This is a genomic window from Mycolicibacterium llatzerense (assembly GCF_025331195.1).
Taxonomy (GTDB): Bacteria; Actinomycetota; Actinomycetes; order Mycobacteriales; family Mycobacteriaceae; genus Mycobacterium; species Mycobacterium llatzerense.
In genome coordinates, this window is the sequence record NZ_LXOV01000001.1 from 1,814,869 (window position 1) to 1,835,477 (window position 20,609).

19 protein-coding genes are annotated in these 20,609 nt (G+C 63.2%); 15 read left to right on the plus strand and 4 right to left on the minus strand.

What is annotated here, in order from left to right; all coding sequences use genetic code 11:
* Positions 1–28 precede the first annotated feature (28 nt).
* The 9 genes from A7G45_RS08950 (at position 29) to A7G45_RS08990 (ending at position 8,955) form a co-directional block, all read left to right on the plus strand.
* Positions 29–805: an MBL fold metallo-hydrolase gene (locus tag A7G45_RS08950; protein WP_260935987.1), complete on the plus strand. Its 777-nt coding sequence runs from the start codon at positions 29–31 to the stop codon at positions 803–805.
* 64 nt (positions 806–869) lie between these two features.
* Complete coding sequence (locus A7G45_RS08955) at positions 870–1,286, plus strand: PPOX class F420-dependent oxidoreductase (RefSeq protein ID WP_276555064.1); 417 nt, start codon at positions 870–872, stop codon at positions 1,284–1,286.
* Positions 1,287–1,367: 81 nt separating this feature from the next.
* Positions 1,368–1,850, plus strand: coding sequence for a MarR family winged helix-turn-helix transcriptional regulator (locus tag A7G45_RS08960; protein WP_260935993.1), 483 nt, complete (start codon positions 1,368–1,370; stop codon positions 1,848–1,850).
* 512 nt (positions 1,851–2,362) lie between these two features.
* On the plus strand, positions 2,363–3,460 hold the full coding sequence (locus tag A7G45_RS08965; protein ID WP_260935995.1) for a hypothetical protein: 1,098 nt from the start codon (positions 2,363–2,365) through the stop codon (positions 3,458–3,460).
* Positions 3,457–5,019: an aldehyde dehydrogenase family protein gene (locus A7G45_RS08970; protein ID WP_260935998.1), complete on the plus strand. Its 1,563-nt coding sequence runs from the start codon at positions 3,457–3,459 to the stop codon at positions 5,017–5,019. Before A7G45_RS08965 ends, A7G45_RS08970 begins: the two co-directional genes overlap by 4 nt.
* A gap of 1 nt (position 5,020) precedes the next feature.
* Complete coding sequence (locus A7G45_RS08975; RefSeq protein ID WP_260936000.1) at positions 5,021–5,881, plus strand: SDR family oxidoreductase; 861 nt, start codon at positions 5,021–5,023, stop codon at positions 5,879–5,881.
* Positions 5,878–7,302, plus strand: coding sequence for a cytochrome P450 (locus A7G45_RS08980; RefSeq protein ID WP_260936002.1), 1,425 nt, complete (start codon positions 5,878–5,880; stop codon positions 7,300–7,302). Before A7G45_RS08975 ends, A7G45_RS08980 begins: the two co-directional genes overlap by 4 nt.
* Positions 7,299–8,222, plus strand: coding sequence for an oxygenase MpaB family protein (locus A7G45_RS08985; RefSeq protein WP_260936005.1), 924 nt, complete (start codon positions 7,299–7,301; stop codon positions 8,220–8,222). Before A7G45_RS08980 ends, A7G45_RS08985 begins: the two co-directional genes overlap by 4 nt.
* 43 nt (positions 8,223–8,265) lie before the next feature.
* Positions 8,266–8,955 (plus strand): TetR/AcrR family transcriptional regulator, encoded by a 690-nt coding sequence (locus A7G45_RS08990; protein ID WP_260936008.1) that lies wholly within the window; start codon positions 8,266–8,268, stop codon positions 8,953–8,955.
* 60 nt (positions 8,956–9,015) lie between these two features.
* Here the strand turns inward: A7G45_RS08990 and A7G45_RS08995 are convergent, their stop codons facing one another.
* Together A7G45_RS08995 and A7G45_RS09000 are read right to left on the minus strand one after the other, a co-directional pair.
* Positions 9,016–9,735 (minus strand): TetR/AcrR family transcriptional regulator, encoded by a 720-nt coding sequence (locus A7G45_RS08995; protein WP_260936011.1) that lies wholly within the window; start codon positions 9,733–9,735, stop codon positions 9,016–9,018.
* 202 nt (positions 9,736–9,937) lie between these two features.
* Positions 9,938–11,638 carry an AMP-binding protein gene (locus tag A7G45_RS09000; RefSeq protein ID WP_260936013.1) on the minus strand — a complete coding sequence of 567 codons (1,701 nt, stop codon included), beginning with the start codon at positions 11,636–11,638 and terminating at the stop codon, positions 9,938–9,940.
* A 105-nt stretch (positions 11,639–11,743) separates the two neighbouring features.
* On the opposite strand from A7G45_RS09000, the gene A7G45_RS09005 reads away from it, so the two are divergent.
* Positions 11,744–12,988, plus strand: a complete 1,245-nt coding sequence (locus A7G45_RS09005; RefSeq protein WP_260936016.1) for a phosphotransferase — start codon at positions 11,744–11,746, stop codon at positions 12,986–12,988.
* A 754-nt stretch (positions 12,989–13,742) separates the two neighbouring features.
* Here A7G45_RS09005 and A7G45_RS09010 read toward each other — a convergent pair.
* Positions 13,743–14,069 carry a hypothetical protein gene (locus tag A7G45_RS09010; RefSeq protein WP_260936019.1) on the minus strand — a complete coding sequence of 109 codons (327 nt, stop codon included), beginning with the start codon at positions 14,067–14,069 and terminating at the stop codon, positions 13,743–13,745.
* On the opposite strand from A7G45_RS09010, the gene A7G45_RS09015 reads away from it, so the two are divergent.
* Entirely contained in the window at positions 14,068–15,279 is a 1,212-nt protein-coding gene (locus A7G45_RS09015) for an alpha/beta hydrolase fold domain-containing protein (RefSeq protein WP_260936022.1), read from the plus strand. The genes A7G45_RS09010 and A7G45_RS09015 overlap by 2 nt on opposite strands.
* Positions 15,280–15,420: 141 nt before the next feature.
* On the opposite strand, the gene A7G45_RS09020 is transcribed toward A7G45_RS09015, so the two are convergent.
* A complete protein-coding gene (locus A7G45_RS09020; RefSeq protein WP_260936026.1) occupies positions 15,421–16,563 on the minus strand; it encodes a 2-methylaconitate cis-trans isomerase PrpF family protein in 1,143 nt (380 codons plus the stop codon).
* Positions 16,564–16,849: 286 nt separating this feature from the next.
* Here A7G45_RS09020 and A7G45_RS09025 point away from each other — a divergent pair, with 286 nt between their 5' ends.
* The 4 genes from A7G45_RS09025 to A7G45_RS09040 all read left to right on the plus strand — a co-directional run bounded on the left by A7G45_RS09025 (position 16,850) and on the right by A7G45_RS09040 (position 20,358).
* Positions 16,850–18,241 (plus strand): GntP family permease, encoded by a 1,392-nt coding sequence (locus tag A7G45_RS09025; protein WP_260936029.1) that lies wholly within the window; start codon positions 16,850–16,852, stop codon positions 18,239–18,241.
* Between the two features lie 116 nt (positions 18,242–18,357).
* Positions 18,358–18,579, plus strand: a complete 222-nt coding sequence (locus tag A7G45_RS09030; protein WP_260936032.1) for a hypothetical protein — start codon at positions 18,358–18,360, stop codon at positions 18,577–18,579.
* Positions 18,580–18,654: 75 nt separating this feature from the next.
* Positions 18,655–19,533, plus strand: a complete 879-nt coding sequence (locus tag A7G45_RS09035) for a GntR family transcriptional regulator (RefSeq protein ID WP_260936035.1) — start codon at positions 18,655–18,657, stop codon at positions 19,531–19,533.
* A 48-nt stretch (positions 19,534–19,581) separates the two neighbouring features.
* Entirely contained in the window at positions 19,582–20,358 is a 777-nt protein-coding gene (locus A7G45_RS09040; RefSeq protein WP_260936038.1) for a fumarylacetoacetate hydrolase family protein, read from the plus strand.
* Positions 20,359–20,609 lie beyond the last annotated feature (251 nt).

The window sequence follows — 20,609 nt, forward strand, 5'->3', positions numbered from 1 at the left end:
AACACAACAACATTGGGGATACGCAACCATGTCCAGTAGTTCCGGTGAAGGCATCTCTGTCCGTGTGCTTGGCGGGCCCACCACTCTCATCGAGTACGGCGGGCTGCGATTCCTGGTTGACCCGACGTTTGATCCACCCAGCGAATATCCCGTCCCTGGCTTCGGTGACTACAAGATGGTCAAGACCGAACCGACGGCACTCGCCATCGCCGATGTCGGCCACATCGACGCGGTGCTGCTCTCCCATGACGAGCACCCCGACAACCTCGACATCGCCGGACGCGCCATGCTGCCCGCGGCCGGAGCGGTGTTCACGACCGTCGGTGGAGCCGACCGCCTGGGCGGTAACGCCCGCGGCGTGTCCTTCTGGGAAGCCGCCGAAATGACCCGCCCCGACGGCGGCACCATCACCATCACCGGTGTGCCCGCACGCCACGGTCCCCTGGAGGCTGCAGAGATCAACGGCGACGTGATCGGGTTCGTGCTCACCGGTGACGACCTGCCGTCGATCTACGTCAGCGGCGACAACGTGGGGTTGGAATACGTGACAGAGATCGCCGCGAAGTTCGCCCCACTGGACATCGCGATCCTGTTCCTCGGCGCGGCCCGCCACGCCCCGATCCTCAACAACGCGCTGGTCTCGATGACCAGCGCCGAAGGCGCTGAGGCGGCGAAGATATTGCGCGCTCGGCGGGTCGTAGCCGCGCATTTCGACGGCTGGGCACACTTCAAAGAAGGCCGCAACGACATCGAACACGCCTTCAGCACTGCTGGCCTGGCTGACCAGCTCGATTTTGCCCGCTAGGCCGACCCCGCGGCACAATGATCCAGAATCCACGAGCGCGGAAGGGCAGGCAGTCGTGCAGACGATGACCGACGAGCAGTGGCGTGCGTTCGTCACCCACGGAACCCGCACCGGCAAACTGGCCACCGTCCGTGCTGATGGCCGCCCACACGTCGTGCCGGTGTGGTTCGCACTCGACGGCGACGAGTTGGTTTTCCAGTCCGAAAAGGCTGCGGTCAAAGCCCGCAACCTGGCCCGCGACCCACGATTTGCCCTGACCGTCGATGACGACCGGCCTCCATACGCGTTCGTCGCCATCCAAGGCCACGCCACGATGTCCGACGAACCTGACGAGGTGCGGTATTGGGCCGGGCGTCTGGGCGCCCGCTACATCGGCGAGGACCGGGCCGAAGAATACGCTGCCCGCAACGGCGGCCCTGGCATAGTCGTTGTCCGTGGCAGTATCGATAGGGTCCACGCCATTGACGGAATCGCGGACTGAAACCAGGTCGGCAACACTGGCCGTTCTGCCACACGGCCGGCGGCGTTCTACGACGCCATGCAGGGATGGGATAGCCGAGCATTGGGGATAACAGACCTGAAGTTGTTGTATGACAACCTGATCCGCTACGAGATCGAGCTGTGGAACGACATCGACGTCGCCCTGCGCGCGGGATGCGACTTGCAGCTCACCTGGTTTGAGATCCTGCGGTTCCTGGACGGCAGCGGTCCCTGCCGCGTACAGGACATCGCAGAAGAATTCGCCATCACTGTCGGCGGCACCAGCAAGGTGGTCGACCGAATAGAAGCGGCCGGATACTGCGCACGCCGCGCCCACCCCAACGACCGTCGCTCGTCGCTCGTCGAACTCACATCCGCGGGACACCACGTGCTCGAGCAAGCCGAGATCGTGTTCGAACGCGAACTCGAACTTCGGATCGGCGCAATCATCGACGAGGCGGCCATCCGCACGACCGCCGCCACCCTAGCCACACTCCGTGCCCACGGACACGTCCTCAACCGCGCGCGCACGTCCCACGCAGGAGCCAACGCCGCGCGTAGTTAGCGGACACCGCAGCCCCCAAAGCCGCACTGGTTCAAATGATCAGCGAGCTACGACTCGACCTCGCTTCGAGGATGTCGAATCGCCTGCCACAGTGCCCGCGATTCTCGACTGACGGCGATTCCTTATCCAAACCCGAGGGTACGCTCGGTCGGGTCAGATCGCTTGTGCCACTTGCGATGTAATGGCAGCCCACTGCGCCGAGCGATCTCAACGTGCGCCTGTTCGTCCCCGAATTGACGTGCTGTCGCGGGGGCATTCGATCTCTCAAAAGGCGTACCGCCGAATGGGCCTACCTGGGCACGTACGCGGTCCGCCGCCAACTGGCGCAGTCGCTTTGCGTCGACCGCGGCAATGACGGTATCGCTCAACACCTCCCGCGCTAGCGCGCCGTATTGGCGCTACCCAGATTCGATCACACCGTGGTCCTCTGCACTTCTTGACGCGCCCGGCTCGCATCTGCCATAGTCCGTATCAACATTCTGGCACAAATTCGTACCACATTTGGAGGAGCGATGGCGTACGTCGTGACGCAGTCACTGGCTGAGTCGGTAGTCGGCGAGGTTTCAGTACCCGGGCACCCGGTGCAGTGGTGGTACGTCAACGCGTTATTGGACGCTCCGGGAACACCTTTGGAGGGGCTGGCGCTGGTTGGCGTCTTCTCGCTGTTTGAAGGGGTCGTGGAGGAAGGGCGACATCTCTTGGTGTCACCGGACGGCGGAGTGTTCGCTGACTTTGGCACCGGGCCGCTACGACCCGGCACCATCCAGTCCAGCACTCATCGCCTGGAAGTCCGAAACGGTGCCAACTATCTCACCGGCACGTTCCCGTCCTACGAGCTTCATCTCGAAGGTGAGGCAACCAACGGCAGCTTCATCGCCGCCACCCTGTCCTATTCGGCGCAGATCGCCCCGGAACGGGAGGGCTATGTCGATGCGCAACTCAAACATTTCGTGGTGTACCGCGCCGAGGCCGCCGGCAGCATCGCGCTCGGTGACCGCGAATACCCGGTCCGCGGGGTGGGCTACGTCGAGCACCTCTACGGAACGTTGGGGTGGCTGGAGCCATTTCTCGGCGACCCCGATCCGCCCGTGTTCATCGACGGGTGGAACTGGTATTGGTCACCGGCAGCCGGACCCAACGGGCTGGCCATACAGGCCGGCGGCACCATCACCGAGGGGCAGCCGATGCCGTTCGTATCGGTGTCAGCCGATTCCGATACTTTCACGCATTTCACCTCGGGGCGATTCGACGTGCTTGAGGCCCGGACGGTGGAAGGCGTGCGTTATGCACACAAGTTCCGCATCACTGACCGCACCGACGACGGCGCCGTCGAACTCATCTACACCCGACGCGATGCGGCGCAACGCGCGATCAAACGCGCCCCGGGCGGAAACAAAGTCGTCTTCCTCACCGGCTTCGCCGAGATCGAGGGCAAAGTCACGCTCGGTGGTGTGACACACGACGTGTCGGGCCCTGCCTTCGGCAGCGTCTTCACCGCATCCCTGAGTCCGTTGATGCAACGAGTTCGGGAGCTCCCCCCGGTTATACGGGTACCCCTGGGGCGGGGCCTCCGCGCCGCTCAACAAACGATCGCGAAGGTACGGCCATGACACCTCCCACAAAGGCATTCTCAATCGTCGACACCGACGCCGAAGTCCTCCATGTCTATCGCCCCGCTGACGGCACCCACCTGCGCGACGTCAAACTCGACACCCCAGCAAGTGTGACCGCACGGGCGCAACAGCTACGCGCCGCACAGCGCGACTGGGAACGGTTGGGTGTGCGCGGCCGCACGCACTGGATCAATCAATTCCGCCAATGGATCCTCGATAACACCGACCGCCTGCTGCAGATCTGCGCCGAAGAAGGCGGGCGCCCCATCAACGAACCGATGCTGGAAACCACACTGCTCGTTGAGGTCATCGACTACTACAGCAAGGCTGCGCCGAAGCTGTTGGCTCCGAAGCGGTTACGGCCCCATTCGCTGCTCGTGACCGGCAAGAAACTCGTCGTTCATCGGCACCCCCATCCACTGGTCGGCGTAATCGGAGCGTGGAACTTCCCGCTACTGCTGACCGTGGGCGACGCAGTCCCGGCATTGTTCGCCGGCTCGGCGGTGCTGTTGAAATCTTCTGAACTGACCCCCATCGGGGTACGCGCCCTGGTTGAGGGCTGGAATGAGATCGGTGCACCGCCAGTTCTCGATGTCGTCGACGGCGACGGCGCCATCGGCGCTGCCCTGATCGACGAGGTCGACTTCATCCAGTTCACCGGCTCGGTGGCCACTGGTCGCCGCGTTGCCCGTCAGGCCGCCGACCGGCTCATCCCCGTCAGTTTGGAGCTGGGCGGAAAAGACTCCTGCGTGGTCCTGTCGGGGGCCAACGTGTCCCGCGCTGCCCGATGCGCTGTGTACGGCGGCTTCGCCAACAACGGCCAGGTATGCATGGGCTTCGAGCGGGTGTATGTACAGGACGACATCTATGAAGAGTTCGTCTCCCGCGTCGTCGACAGCGTGCGGCGACTGCGCTCAGGTGTCGGTCAGCACGGCGACGTCGGTGCGTTAACTTCGCCCGCGCAAGTCGACATCATCGAATTCCATGTCGCCGATGCCGTAGCCAAGGGCGCGAGCATCCTGACCGGAGGCCGCCGCCTCGACCGAGCGGGGAACTGGTTCGAGCCAACCGTTCTGGTTGACGTCGATCACACGATGACGGTCATGCAGGAGGAGACGTTTGGTCCGGTGCTGCCGATCATGCGTGTCGCTGACGCGGACGAAGCCGTCCGACTGTCAAACGACACCGAGTTCGGGCTCAGCGCATCAATATTCGCCGCGACGACCGAGCAAGCTGAGGGGATTGCGGCACGGCTGGAGGTCGGAGCAGTCAACATCAACGACTTCTTGATCAACATGACTTGCGCCGAGGCTCCTCAAGGCGGCTGGAAGCAATCGGGCATCGGATCCCGCGCCGGCACATACGGCCTGCTCAAATTCACCCGTACCAAGGTGGTATCCGAGAATCGAATCGGGTTCAGCGACAACGAGATCAACTGGTTCCCGTACACCGCCGCGCGCCGGAAAATCTTCCGCACAGCCGTGCAGCTGGTGCAGCGACGCGGACTTGACCGTATCGGCTGGTTTCTGCCGACAAACAAGCGAAAAGAGCACTGACATGGCCCGAACACCCAAGTACCCGAGCATCCAACTCCAGGGCGCCACCGTGGCAATCACCGGGGCGGCGCGCGGGATCGGCCGCGCCACCGCCGAAGCGTTCCTGGCCGCCGGAGCCAACGTCGTCATCGGCGACCGGGACATCGCCATCGCCGAAGAAACGGCAACAGCGCTGGGCTCCCGGTGCCGCGCAGTGGCGCTGGATGTCGGCTCGCGCAGCGATTTCGATGCCTTCATTCGCGCTACAGAGGATGCATTCGGCCCGATCGACGTCCTGGTCAACAATGCGGGCATCATGCCTTTGGGCTTGTTCGTCGATGAATCCGACAAGTTGACCGCTGCCCAGATCAATGTGAACTTGTGGGGCCCGATCAACGGGATGCGTAGCGTCCTACCGCAGATGATCACCGCGAAGCGTGGGCATGTGGTTAATGTTGCCTCCCTGGCGGGTAAGACGCCCACCCCCGGCGCCGCCACCTACAGTGCCACCAAGCATGCCGTGGTGGGGTTGAGCTTGACCGTGCGTGACGAGGTAGCCGCGCACGGCGTCAGCGTCAGCGTCGTCTGTCCCAGCCTGGTGAACACCGAACTCGGCTCTGGGCTGCCCATCCCTGCGTCCGTGAGCCTGGAACCGTCGGCCATCGCCGCCGAAATCGTGGCAACCGTGCGCACGCGACGCGCCCAAACAGTGATCCCCAGGTGGCTCGGCGCCGCCGTAGACACGGCTAACTTGCTACCGAGCGGCATCCAGGAGCGCGCGCGAAAGTTGGTCAAGGCCAACGAGGTCGGTGCCACAGCCAACAGTGACCCGGCGCGTGAAAGTTACTTGCGTCGCATTGACGAGCAGGTCACCGGTTCGTGAGCACGCTGACTCAACAGGTCGTCGGTGCCCTGTCGGCCGCGGCGCTGCGCCGACCGGCGCGGACGCGCATCCTGGCCGAACCTCCCGCCGGCAGCGATCTACTTCCGGTGCCGGGAGACGCGGGCTTACCCCTCATCGGATACTCGCTCAACGTCTTTGACGATCTGCTGACGCTGCAGCGCCAACTCTACGACCGGTACGGCCCTGTGCACTGGGTCGAAGCGTTCGGCACAAAGTTGGTACTCGCCGTTGGGCCCGATGCCATCGGCGAGGTGCTGGCCAACCGAGACAAGGCTTTCGCCAACGATGGCTGGGAACCATTCCTCGGTCCCTTCTTCACCCGCGGCATCATCTTGCTTGACTTCGACGAGCACCTCCACCACCGCCGCATCATGCAGCAGGCATTTACACGGGGCCGCCTTGTCGACTACCTCGACATCATCAACGACTCGGCCTCGGAGGCGTTGGCGCGGTGGAACGCAGGTCCGGACATTCATGTCTACACTGCGGCAAAACAACTGACCCTCGATATCGCGACAGCGGTATTCGTGGGAGCCGCGCTCGGTCCGGAAGCCGACCAACTCCAACACGCCTTCGCTGCCACAGTCCAGGGCGGACTGTCCCTGCTGCGGGCGAACATCCCCGGCGGCAGTTGGCACGCCGGACTTCGCGGCAGACGGGTACTGGAGACGTACTTTCGCGATCGCCTGGGCGCGAAGCGGGCCAACCCGGGAACCGATGTCTTCGGTGTGCTCTGTGACGCGGTCGACGAAACAGGTGCGCGTTTCACCGACGACGACATTGTCAACCACATGATCTTCCTTCTCATGGCCGCACACGACACAACGACAACCACAGTGGCGATGATGATCTACCACCTTGCCGCGCACCCCGAGTGGCAAGAACGTGCCCGCGCTGAATCCCGGGCGCTGAACAAACCATTCATCGGCTACGACGACCTGGACCAGCTGCCAATCCTGGACCGGGTCTTCAAGGAAACCCTGCGCATGTGTTCCCCAGTGGGCACATTGGCGCGCAAGACCGTGAAAGACACGGAACTGTTGGGCCACTATCTGCCGGCCGGCACCCTGATCGGTGTATCCGTCTCATCGTCGCACCGGATGCGGCCGTGGTGGGACGAGCCCGACACCTTCGATCCAGACAGATTCGGTGACGAGCGCCGCGAAGACAAGAACCACCGTCACGGATTCGTCCCTTTCGGTGGGGGAGCCCACAAATGCATCGGAATGTTTTTCGGCGCCATGGAATCCAAAGCCATCCTGCATCAGATGCTGTTGCAGTTCAGCTGGTCGGTGCCCACCGGATACCAACCCCCGATCGGCTACCTCACCGGGCCCTACCCCTCAGACGGGCTCCCGATAACCCTGACACGTAATACTTTTCAAGGATCCAGCAGATGACCGGCCACTCCTCTCCTGACGCCGCTTTCGGTTTCGCTCGGTATGTCCAGGAAGCTCAGCCCGCCATCGTCGATTCCTCGTCCGATTGCGCTGCACTCGGCCCCGACACGTTGATCTGGAAGTTCTACGGCGACATCCGAGTCCAGCTGTTCGGATTCCAACGCCTGGCCTCGACGGAGAACGCCATCGAACAGCTCGGGACCGCCGTCGACCAGCACTCGGTCATCTTCGGCGATTTTCTCGGTCGTGCGAAGCGCACTGCCATTCCGGTACTGAACGCGGTCTACGACGCCGACGCCACCACGTGGGGCCACAAGGTGCGCGACTTCCACCGCGACATCAAAGGCACCATGGCCGACGGGAGCCGCTACCACGCACTCAACCCCGAACTGTTCTACTGGGCGCACGCAACCTTCATCGACCAAATCATCTATTGCACAGATACTTTCGTTCGACGACTGAGCCGCGACGAGAAAGAACAGATCTTCGAAGAAGGCAAACGGTGGTACGGCCTCTACGGCGTGAGCGCACGCAACCAACCAACCACCTATGCCGAATTCGAACAATACTGGGCTGACATGGAGCAGCGGTTCGCTGCCACCCGGACCGTGCGATACGGCACCGGCTACATCCGTAAAGGCCTACCAGCCCCAAAGGGCATTCCGACGCCCGTGTGGAAGGTCTTGGCCGCGCCGCTCAACGGTTATGCCCGCACGGTGATCGCCGGAACCCTGCCTCCACGCCTGCGTGACGTGTGCGGGTTGTCGTGGTCGGACGGAAGGCAACGAACGTTCGACCGCATTGCTGCGTTCTCGCGCGCCCTCAATCCCTTGATCAGCCGGCTCCCCGTCTCGCTGCAGTATGCGCCGTGGGCCGCTAGAGGCTGGAAGAGAACGGGAATTGACCCGCGCACGGTGTAGCGGTGGCCGGGCTCCAACCACCAAACCGCGGAAAGTGCCGAAAGTGTCCTGGACGGGAAACGACGACCACGCCGCCCCGCCACCGGGTGGGGATACTGATTCGAAGCAGCGTGTGCACGGTCGCCGCGACGACACCGTCGACCTCACCCGGCAACGAGGTGACGAAGCGAAGAAAGCAATCCTCGCGGAGCTACGCCTGCAACTGGAAAGTCATGCGCTGCACGAGATTCGAGTTGAACAGCTTGCTCAAAACGCAGGACTGACGAGGACAGGGTTCTATTTCTACTTCGACTCCAAATTCGCTGCGCTGGCCGATCTGCTCCACGATCACGGCTGCCGGCTGGAGCAATGGGCCGAGTTGTCGCCATCGACGACACCGGACGCCCTGGTCGACAGCATCGTCGACCGGATCGTCGGCGCCCTCGCGACCGACGATCCCGTCCTTCGAGCGTGTCACGCGGCCCAATTCCACAACCGCCGCGTCAAAACGGAACTGCACCACCTGGAAGAACTCACCAAAGCCGAAATCCTGAGAATCCTGACGGATAACGGTATCAACGTGCCGCGGCCCCAATGCGAGCTTGCGGGACTTGTGCAGGTTCTCGTGGCCACCACCGTCCGTGTGGCGTCGGGTGATCCTCAGTTTGTGCATGGAATCGACAACGACGGTCTTGCCGGCATCGTCAGAACGCTGTGGCTGCAAACGCTTTGGCCGCCCGCGGCATCCGTCTAGCCAGACGCTCCGATCGGCTGCCGGGTCCGGCACGGTGCAGTGCACCGAGGCGTCACCGCGCTAGTTCGCCACATCGCGTGCGGTTGCGCGGGCTGCACGTTGGCGCCTTGGTCGACCAGATGCTTTCCGCGCCGCCGACGAGCCAGTGCGTTGGCGTGCGCGTTCGACGGCGCCGTCACCGGCGACAAGCCACAGAGCGGCGAGATCCTCCACGAGTTCCTCGCTGCTCACATCAAGCCTGCCATCGAGCCAGTCGAGGATCGCCTGGCCCGTCCCGCCAAGAAGCACGATCGCCGTGATCCGTGCGATTGGGTCCCGGGATTCACTTTCGTGGTGAATGACACGGGCTTTCGCCACCACGATGTCAATGATCATGTCGACCGCGTGCTGACGATACGTATTGATGGACCCAGATACCTGGAGCTCTCCGAAGAGCAGACGAGCACGTCGCGGATCGTGGGTGAGGTATTGCACGACAGCAGCCAGGACGGCGCGAGCGAGGTCGGGGCGCGACAGCGAGGGATCGAGGGCGCCCGCAGCGACAGCCTGGAAACCCTCGGCGACCCGGTTGACGACCGCTGCCAACAACTCATCGATGTCGGCGTAGCTTTCGTAGAAGTACCGCTTGTTCAGCCGCGCCTGGCGGCAGACGAGATCCACGCTGACTTGGCGCCAGCTGTCGCTGTCGGCTAGCTCCAACGCCGCCTCGATCAGGGCCGACCGGCGCGACTCGACCCGCTCGACCGCGCCTATCCCGCCATACGGTCTGTTCGGTGCCATCCCCGTCGCCCCCTTCGCTGTCGCGCCACAACTTTCTGGCGCGGAATAGTACCTAAATTACGGTGCTGGCGCGGTGCAGCCAACGCGGTCCTGCTTCGCCGTTCGAGAACGTTGGCGATGGCGTCGAACAAGGGCGCTGTCGAGGGACCGATCTGGTAATCCAACAAGGGATCGAATGCACCGGACGCGTCGGAAGCGACAGTCAGCTCAAACGGGAATCGCTGGTGTGGTCGATGGCTGACTCGACCGTGTCGCACGCCCGCGTTGCCGGTGGCTTCGTCGCGCTGTTCAACCGGGCGTCGATCTGGTCGAGCGTTGCCTTCATGACCTTGCCCGCAGGTGTGCGGGGCAGGTCGGGAGTGACGATGACGTCGCGCGGGACCCGGGACCGGGACAGCTCGGTCGAGATGTAGTCCTTGATCGTGTCGGCATCCAGGATCCTGCCGGCGGCCGGCACAACGTAGGCCCGAAGCCGCTGGCCGAAGTCGGCATCGGGTACGGGGACGACAACGACGTCGGCGACGTCGGGGTGGCGCAGCAGGCACTCTTCGACTTCTTCGGGAAACACGTTTTCTCCGCCCGAGACGATCATGCCGTCGCTGCGGCCCTCGATGAACAGGCGCCCTCGCTCGTCCAGCCGGCCGGTGTCGCCGGTGCTCATCATGCCGCGCACCCACTCTTTCGACGAGCCATCGGTATAGGCGCGGATTTGTAGTCCGGTGTCGGCGAAGATGCGGCCAACAGTGCCGCTGGGGACGGGATTGCCCGCCTCGTCCAGGATCTCGACCCGGATGCCCAATGGTGCTGAGCCCGCGGTGCTCGGGGCGTCGATGAGCTCATCAGGCGTTGCGATGGTAATGAAGGAACACTCCGAGGTGCCATAAAGGTTGTGCAGCACGGGACCAATGCGGGCGAACACTGCCTGGACTGTGGCGCGATCGATCTTGGCGCCACCGGTACCGAGGATGCGCAGCCGGCCTCTGCCCAAGTGTGCAACCTGGTCATCGGGAAGCGCGAGGATCCGGCGGATCATCGTTGGCACCGCGATGACGACGTCGACATGTTGGCGCTTCACGATGTCGATGGTGCGCTGAGGATCGAAGCGTCCGTCGAAGACGACGGTGCCGCCGACGGCGAAGGTATTGATCGCGTTGATCTGACCCCAGCCGTGAAACAGCGGAGCGGCAATGAGAACCCGGTCCGTCCGACGCAAGGGAATCTTCGCCAGGTAGCCACCCAGAGCCGCGAGCTTGACGCGGACATCGCCGCGCTCGGCACCACGCGGGGCACCGGTCGTGCCGCTGGTCAGGAGGACGGCTGAGCCGCCCTTGGCGGTGAGCGGAGGAATCGGCGAGGCGCCAGCAGTGTAGGCATCCAGTGCTTCGGGCGCATCATCGCCGCACCAAGCGACCAGCCGGGTAATCGAGGGGTCAACGAACTCGAACCTGTCTGCGAACTCCTCGTCATGGATTAACACGTCGATCTGTTCGTGCTCAACCACTTCGGCGATGTGGCGGGGCCCCATATCGGTGTTGAGCATGATCGCGCGCGAGTCCGAAGCGAAAGAGGCGACGCAGATGACGGCGGCGTACCGGCTATTTCGGACGAGTGCTCCGATGCGTGGCCGGACCCCTGAGCGAGGGGTGACCGGGACGATCACCGCATTGATGTAGCGGCCGACCATATCGGCGAATTCGCGGTAAGAGAGCGGACCCTTCGCGTCAATGATCGCAACCCGGTCGCCGTGGAGATGAGCCAGTGTGGCGGCCAACCCGCCGGCCCCCTGGCGGCGACGGATCGAGAGCATGCCGGGGATCTTGGTGACACGGGGCAGCAGGCCTGCCCGCCACATCAGGCGCAGACCTTGGAGCTCAGTCAGGATCGTGGTGGTCGACGGAATCATTGCGAACCTCGGCTTGCAGTAGGACGGATCGACGGGGGGAGAAGTCAAGGCGCCCCCAGACTGACCACCCAGCGCCGCGTCCGGAAGGTCAGGTCTGTATGGCCCTTGATTCTGGTCAACATCTGTACCAGAATTGTCCGGGTGATGTCATATGAAATGCAGCCCGAAGTGCCGGACGACGACTCGTCGGCGTTGAAGCGCGGCGTTGCTGTTGCGCGCCAAGTAATCCCGCTTACTAGGGTCAGCGCGCATGCGCTCGCTGAATCGGTGCGGCGGCCAAAGGCGCGGACGGCTGCGGACATTCCGGTCGACCACCGCCGCATCACATCCGAATGGCTAACTGCCGTCTTGTGCAGGGACCACCCCGGTGTGTCGGTCACGGCATTCGTGGCAGAGCCCGCTCCTGGCGGAACGTCGACGAGGTGGCGGGTGAGCGTTTCGTACAACGCCGACGCGGAGGGTCTCGGGTTGCCCACGCATCTGTTCGCCAAAACCACCCGAGATCTGAGCCAGCGAATGCTCATGGGGATATCTGAAACGCTCTCGGGTGAGCCGATGTTCTTCTCCACCCTGCGGGCAGAACTTCCGATCCAGGCGCCCCAGGGCTACCACGGTGCCTGGGACACCGCGAGCTGGCGATCGATCGTCCTCATGGAGGACGTCGTGGCCACTCAGGGCGCGAAATTCCTCAGTGCCGCAGACCCGATCACCCGGCCTCAGATGAGTGATCTGCTCGCCAACATGGCCACCTGGCACGGCAAGATGTGGCAACACCCGCGTCTGGAGGGATTTGCCGACCCAGCGGACATCGGCCGTGTTTTCGCCGCATACACCGATATGCAGGCTCGATACCGGGCCGGAACGGCTCGGGCGGGCGCGGTCATCCCTGCAGAACTTGTGGGACGCCACACCGAGCTGCACCATCGGCTCAAGGCCGCCCTCGCGATAGCCAGCACCGGTCCCCAGACGATGCTGCACGGCGACGCGCACATTGGAAACACCTACATCACGGCATCAGGTGCGATGGGCTATGGGGATTGGCAGGTTGTGCGAAGGGGCAGTTGGGCATTCGACTTCGCAATGACTGTCATCACGGGCACAGACGTCGCTGATCGTCGGGCGTGGGAACGCGAACTTCTGGCCGAATACCTCGACCGGCTCGCTGCGGCTGGAGGCCCACGCATCGACCCGATGCACGCATTCAGACTTTACCGTGAGCAGAGCGTGTATCCGTACATGGCTTGGCTTACCACGCTGGGCCGCAGCAAATTTCAGCCCGCAATGCAGCCAGATGATCTCTGCCGAATTGTCATCGGTCGGGCGGCGGCGGCGGTGTGCGATCTTCAGTAGGACCGCCAGAGTCTGATACCGAACTGTGCGCCGCGGTGCACCTCCTACAGAGCCAAGCATTCAAGTTTCAGGTTGACGTGAGACAGATGCGCGAGTTGCCGACACATGGTCTGCGTGCGTTTTCCACCGTCGATTGAATTCGGTTGGTGTGCCGGAAGGTCAACGCGCGCACCAGCTTCACCAGCCGCACTCGTCATCGAGCGCGGCACGTGAGCCGGCCATGTGTCAGGGTCATCGCAACTATTTGGTTGGGCGAAAACCACTTTGATCTCGGCGAATGAATGTGGGCCCGCGCACAGTCGGCGAAAGCCGGCACGGGCCGGCTATGGCGAAGGGACATCTGAATGAACCCTGTTACCACGCGAATCGGTCGAGCCGGTGGACTCGTTCTGGCGTTCGGAGTGTGGTGGTCGGTGACAGGTGGCTTTGTGTGCGGGTCGGCGTGGGCTGACGCCTCAGGGTCCGCGATTGGCTCAGGTAGCGATTCATCGACATCTGCCCGACCAACCGACGGAAGGGCCAACTCGAAACCTGTGACCGCACCGGCAACGCAGCCAGCGACTCGAGCTGCAGATGGCGGATCGACGGCACCGAAACCTGAGCGGACGGGTACGCAGTCGAGGCAACGAGACAGCGGCACGCCGACGCGGAACAAGGCCCAGCCAGCGACCGAAGCCGGTGAATCCGCCGGGGGTTCGGCAGCCGAACCACCCATCGGCGAATCGCCCACGTTGTCGGCGATACCCGTTGCACCTCACGCATTTCCACCGAAAGCCACTGAGGGTTCAACGACGCACAGCACGTCGAGTACACCGTCGGCTGCCCCGCCTTCTGCCGGGCGGCCGAAATCTCGCGCCACGACGACGATCAGGCCCGCCGGTACCATGCGAGCATCCACCGGCGACGCCGTGGCCACGGCCGACCCACCGAGCGCGGCGCCCGCCAAGGCGGTACTTGTACCAAGCATCCCGATCTCCTCAGCACCGCCAATTGCCGCCGTCGCCAGCAGAACGCCGGCTGCTCTGACTGTCTCGGCGGCCACCCCCGCCAATCCCATCCAGGGGATCGTTCTTGGACTCATGAAGACGGTCCTCGGCCCCTTTGCGGACGCCAATGCCGCGGGACACCCGATACAGACACCCTTGCCGTGGACGCTGATGGCCTTCGCCAGCCGGGTCCTTGGGCAGTCCCTGCTGGGCGGCTCGCCGACCGCTGGATCGGCGACGGGGGCTGCTCCCACCTCTGAAACAGTCAGCGCTGCAACGGCTGCGGGACCGTCTATGAACGGCGCTCCGAAGACGAGTGTCACCGTTTCGGAACCTAGCGAACCGGTCTTCACCGGCAGACCGTCGATCAGCACCCAAATCTTCGTGGCGGCCCTGCGCCTGCTCAATCCGGTTTTCAAACTTCTTGGCGTAGACCCCGGCGGATCGTCGGCCTCAATCCCGTTCGTGTCCGACGGTATTCCGCCGTTCTTCGTGACATACGGGCTCAAGGTGGCCAGCTCTGAATACGACGGTTGGAAGGTTTGGACTCTGACGCCCGCCCGTCCTACAGGTCAGGTCGTCGTCGGTGTGCACGGCGGTGGATTCGTCATGCAGGCGAGCATCTTTCACTGGATGGCCTACGCGGACATGGCCCGTGCTACCGGCGCCACCGTGGTTGTCCCGCAATATCCCCTCGCTAAAACCGATGGAACGGGGGGCACGGCTGCAACTGTCGTACCCGTGATGGCCGATTTCATCGCGGACCAGGTCGCCGCGCACGGCGCAAACAACGTCAGCGTTATCGGCGATTCCGCCGGAGGCACGATCGCGTTGGCCGCTGCGCAGATGCTGGTGCAACAGTGCGGTACTGACCTCAAGTGCCGCGCCAGAGTCCTACCCGGACACCTAGTCCTAGTCTCCCCAGCCCTGGACTCCGGATTGAGCAATCCGGACGCGGCGAAGATCGATGATCCACTGCTCAACGTCGCCAGGTCACAACGTAACGGCAAGCTGTGGGCAGCCGGGCTCGGTACACCCGAAGACCCGGATGGAACAAAGAACCCGCTCGCCAGCCCCCTGTACGGTTCGCTGGAGGGGCTACCGCCCACCACGGTCTACGCCGGTTCCCTCGATCTGCGCACGCCGGATGTACTGGTCTTGCAACAGCGGGCCGCCGCAACGCCAGGTGCTGATTTCTCCTTCGAACTCCGGAACGGCATGGTGCACGACTGGACTTTCTTGCCGTTCCTATCCGATGCCATCGCAGCCCGCCCAAGTATCTATCAGCACCTGGGCTTGCGCTGAGCCCTGGACCCGCAACAGGCTGGAAGAGGCAATATTCAGAGCTTTGCTTGGCTCACTGACTCGGGCGCCGCAAGTCAGCGGATGCGGTTGGTTCTGCGACTCGACCTCACGTTGCCCGTGCACATGCGGTGGATGTGGCACTCAGGTATTCGGGCGTGCCGCATTCCGAGGGACTGCGACGGAGCCTTGCATGAGTCTCCGGCACGTCCGGTACAGCGAGGCGCTACGGGCATGCAACGCGTCGGGGTCGACGTCGGCGTCAACTGCGAAAACCCCTGAGGGACTACCGATTCGTAGGGATCGAGGTGTGCGGACGGCGAGATCAGAGACGAGGGTACCGGGCAGTTGTTGGGCGACCGCGGTGCACAAAGCGCCCGTGACGGTGACGGCGCGATGCACTTGTTCCACCGAGATCATGCGCACGCTTAGGTCGTATTCTGTTGCAGTGACCAGGGTTCCGTCCAGTGTGGCGTAATCGTGGGGGCCGGCGATGATCGCAACCTTGGGATTGGACAGCGGTGCGTCTTCGGGCCTGGTACTGAGACCCATCGCTACTGCAGCATTGCGGCGTATCTGGTCGATGTGCACCAGCACTGCGGTTTCGGCTTCTAGTTCGGCGACAGATTCGTGGCCGCGGAGGCCGAGCATGGATGCGGCGATGAATACCACGGGGTTGGTGGCGTCAACGAGCGACACCAAGACCTCGCCGCGGTCGGTTGCCAGCCGGTCGCAGACGTTGCCGGTAGGCAACAGTCGGCCGGTGCGAGCGCCTCCGGGGTTGAGGAAGTCGAGTTTGATCGGCGACCCTGTCCCGCTGACGCCGGGGATGCTGAAGGTGCCAGAGGCCTTCGCGGCGCCGTCGGCGACCTCGAAGTGGGCATCGATGACTTTGTCCGTGTTGGTGTTATAGAGCCGCACGGTGACTGGCCCGTCTGGTCGGTCAACTAGCCCTTGGTCCACGGCGTATGGGCCAACCGCGGAGGCAAGGTTGCCGCAGTTGGCGGCATAGTCGACGATCGGTTTGTCGACCGCGACCTGGGCGAAGGTGTAGTCGACGTCCACGCCGGCACGCGTCGACGGTTCGACGATGACGGCCTTCGACAGCGACGATAACCCACCGCCCATGCCGTCGAGTTGACGGCCGTAACGATCCGGCGAGCCGAGGGCGGCCAGGAAGACAGCGTCGCGTTCCTGCGGCTCCGCGGGCAGCGTCCAGGCCTCAAAGAACAACCCTTTGCTGGTGCCGCCGCGAACGAATGCAGCTGGAATCCATTGTTGCGCCATCTATCTCGCCTCTCGCTCCCTTGTATCGGTGCACGGCGACAATCGCCGTGGTCGATCATGTTGTCCTTATGCCACTTATCTTCCGGTCCGGCAGGGAAGTCCATTGGCAGGTGAATGGGCTTTCACGTGGTGCCGCAGTGCCTTTGGGTAATTCATGGATCTTCCGATCCGCCGATAATCCGTGACGCTAATGGTACTACAGATTGACAAAATACCAATGATAGTCATAGTGTCCGGGATCACTGCCCGTCGCAGAAGAAACGCAGGACACAAAGGAGCCGTCCGCATGAAGCTCGAGTTCGACCGATTGAGCACCGGACCGTTGTTGTTCATCGCCGTGGCCGCAATCGCCACGCTGCTGGTTTTGATCCTCGTTGTGAAGCTGCACGCGCTGATGGCCCTGGTCATCGTCAGCGTCGGCACCGCGATTGCCACCCGGATACCGGTGGGCCACATCATGGACGTCATCTTGGGCGGGTTCGGCGAAACCCTAGGGGAGATAGCACTTCTCATCGCCTTCGGCGTGATGTTCGCGCGCTTGCTGGAGACCAGCGGCGGATCCTTGGCGCTGTCGAACTACCTCATCGACAAACTCGGCGAGAAGCGCGCACCGCTGGCGTTGGGCATCGCCTCGCTGCTATTCGGCCTACCGATCTTCTTCGACGCCGCGTTCATGGTGATGCTGCCGCTCTACTTGGCGGTCGCCCGGCGTCTGGGCGGCAGCATGCTGATGTACGTGCTGCCGCCGGCCGCCGCACTGTCGACGATGCACGTGTTCATGCCGCCCCACCCTGGCGTGGTGACCGCTGGGGTTCTCCTCGGCGGTGACGTCGGCCTCGTCATGATGCTAGGGCTGATCATCGCCATTCCTACTTGGCTGTGCGTCGGCTACGTCTACGGCAGTTGGATCGGCAAGAGGATTGTGCTCCCCATCCCGGAGGTGCTGGCCGGCGGACCCAAGATCGCCGAAGACTCAGACGCCGCCCAGAGCCCGCCCAAGGTGATCACCCTGCTGGGCTTGCTGACCCTGCCGCTGGTCCTGATCTTCGGCAACCTCTTGTCCACGACGCTGGCCAAGACCGGTGCGGTCGACAAGAACGCTACTTGGGTCGGAGTGCTGCAATTGGTGGGCTCCATCCCGGTAGCCCTGTTGATCACCGTGCTTGCCTCAACCTGGTTGTTGGGCACCCGCCGCGGCCGCGGCCGCGCGGCGATCGAGGACATGCTCGAGAATTCCCTCAAGCCGATCGCCCCGGTTTTGCTCGTCACTGGCGCCGGCGGCATGTTCAGCGCCGTGTTGCTCCTCAGCGGCATCGGTGATGCACTCGCACAGACGCTGCGGGCCTCCGGCCTTCCGTTGACTTTGGCGGTCTTCTTCATCAGCGGCATCATGCGGCTGGCCCTCGGAGGCACCACCATCGCCATCACCACCGCCGCGGGCCTGCTGGGCGGCGCGATCATGAACTCGGGTCTTTCCCCGATTCAGACCGCGGCAATCGTGCTGGTCATGGCCGGCGGATCAGCGATCCTCCCACACGTCAACGACCCCACCTTCTGGCTCATCGGACGTCTCCTCGGGATGGACGTCGTCCAGACACTCAAGACGTGGACAGTCCTCAAAACCCTGATGGGAACCGTCGGAGCCCTGTTCGCCTCCGCCATCTTCTACCTCGCCTGACTCGCCACCACCACAACTTGAGGAGCGCGCCCAATGGCCATCATCGCAGTCTTCGACAACACCAGCCTGGTACAACAGCATTGCACGCTCCTGCCGCGCAGGCCGCATTGCCCGCCATGAATCTGATTGTCGCAGCGGCGCTTTCGGGCTTGATCCAGCCTGCGAGCCGCGACATGAGATCCGCGGCCGTGCGCGCCCAAAATCACTTCGATGCTCAAGCCCGACGGCTGCTCGAAATCCACGAGCCGATCGTTCTGATGAACCTCGCGCGGACCGGAACCGAGACCATGATCCCCGATACGTCGCCTGATGGACCGCTGCCACAACAGCGACCCTGAGCATTCAAAGTTTTTTGTCCTCGCGTAATACCATCGATTGGTATCTACCCTGGCCGCACTCGAAGGTGATCTGCGATGACAACCCAAGCAACCGAACTGGTCAGCCAGATTGCCATGCAGATTGTTGACTACATCCAGACCAACAATATTCAGCCGGGACAGCGCCTGGTCGAACGGCGGCTCGCTGAAGACCTTCGAGTGTCTCGATCACCGATACGCGGCGCGCTCAGGCTGCTTGAGCAAGACGGGGTCGTCGGTGTCGCCGAGCGCGGAGGATACGTGGTCAACAACTCCGCTGCGACTCTGACAGCCCACGCCGCCGAGACGAAACAGGCTGCACGAGAGCGCAACTACTTGCTTGTGGCCAAAGACCGGCTCGAGGGCGCGCTCCCTGACAAGATCACCGAGAAAGAACTCATTCGGCGTTACGCGCTCACTCGCGCAGAAGCCACCGAACTGCTGCGGCGAATGACCCAGGAAGGTTGGATCGAACGGCTACCAGGGTACGGGTGGGAGTTCCTGCCCATGCTCACGTCCGAAACCTTATACCGCGATAGCTACAACTTCCGGCTCGTGATCGAACCGGCCGCGATGTTGGAACCCACCTTCGTGCTCGACCGCCCCGTATTGCAGGCCTCCCGCGACCAGCAACAACGACTCGCCGACGGATGGATCTGGGATCTCTCCGACGCTGAAGTATTCGATCTCAACTCCCACCATCACGAAGTGATCATCAGCTGCAGCCGCAACGCCTACTACATCGACGCGCTCAACCGCATAAACAAGACACGTCGCCTGATCGAATATCGCCACACCCTCGAACGCGACAACGGTATCGTCAAGTGTCGCGAGCACGTCCAGATCGCGGACCTTCTCCTCGACGGCCACAACGCCCGAGCGAGCACACTCATGCACCGCCACCTCATGACCGTCATCGCCGACAAATCGTCGTAAACGCGAGTGTTCCCCGCCGACTCATACATTCACCGAACGGACTCTCTGATGAAGTATGCACGCATCGACGTCAGCGGAACGACTCACTGGGCAACGGTGCACGACAACACTTTTACGCTGCTCGAGGGGAGCCCGTTCGACGGTGCCCGCGCCACTGGCCGGCAGGTCTCGGCAGACGAGGTGCGACTACTCGCCCCGGTTGTGCCGTCGAAGATCTTCTGCCTCGGCAGGAACTACGCCGACCACCGTGCCGAAATGCGCTACCAGCATGACGACTCACCGTCCGTGTTCATGAAGGGGCCCTCGACGATTATCGGGCCCGGCGACAACATCGTTTTGCCGCCAACACATTTGAGCACCCACGTCGAACACGAAGCCGAACTTGCCATCGTCATCGGCAAGACCGCACGCAACGTTGCCGCGGCCAACGCACACGACTACATCCTGGGCTTCACCTGCGCCAACGACGTCAGTGCGCGCGACCTACAGCGCACAGATCCACACCCCACCCGCGCAAAAGGATTCGACACCTTCTGCCCAGTGGGTCCGTGGGTGGACACCGAGGTCAATCCAACTGCCGGAATTCGCTTGCGCTGCAGTGTAAATGGCGTTCTACATCAAGACGGCTCTACCGCCGACATGGCCTACGGCATCGGCTATCTGATCGAGTACCTCACCGGCTTCGCCACCCTCCACCCGGGGGACCTGATCCTTACCGGGTCGCCCGGCGGCACCCAATCACTGCATCCAGGAGACACTGTCGATGTTCACATCGAGGGTATCGGCACCCTCACCAACGGCGTCGTCAGCGCCGGCCAGTTGTGATGTCCAGAGTTGTCGTGGCACGAGTGCCCGTCGGCGACTGGGCGACCGGGGTCACACCGGGTGCGGGTGTCCAGGCAGCGCCCGCATGACCGTGCCAGCGCTAACGCTCGGTGTCGATCTGTATCCGAGCTCTTAGCACTCCACGCCCACGAAGACGGGCGGCCGATTGAGTTTGGACCCACGGGTCATCCTGGAGGACTGCGGGGTCCGGACCGGGTTCACTCTCGTCACCGTGCACTTCGATAGCGCGT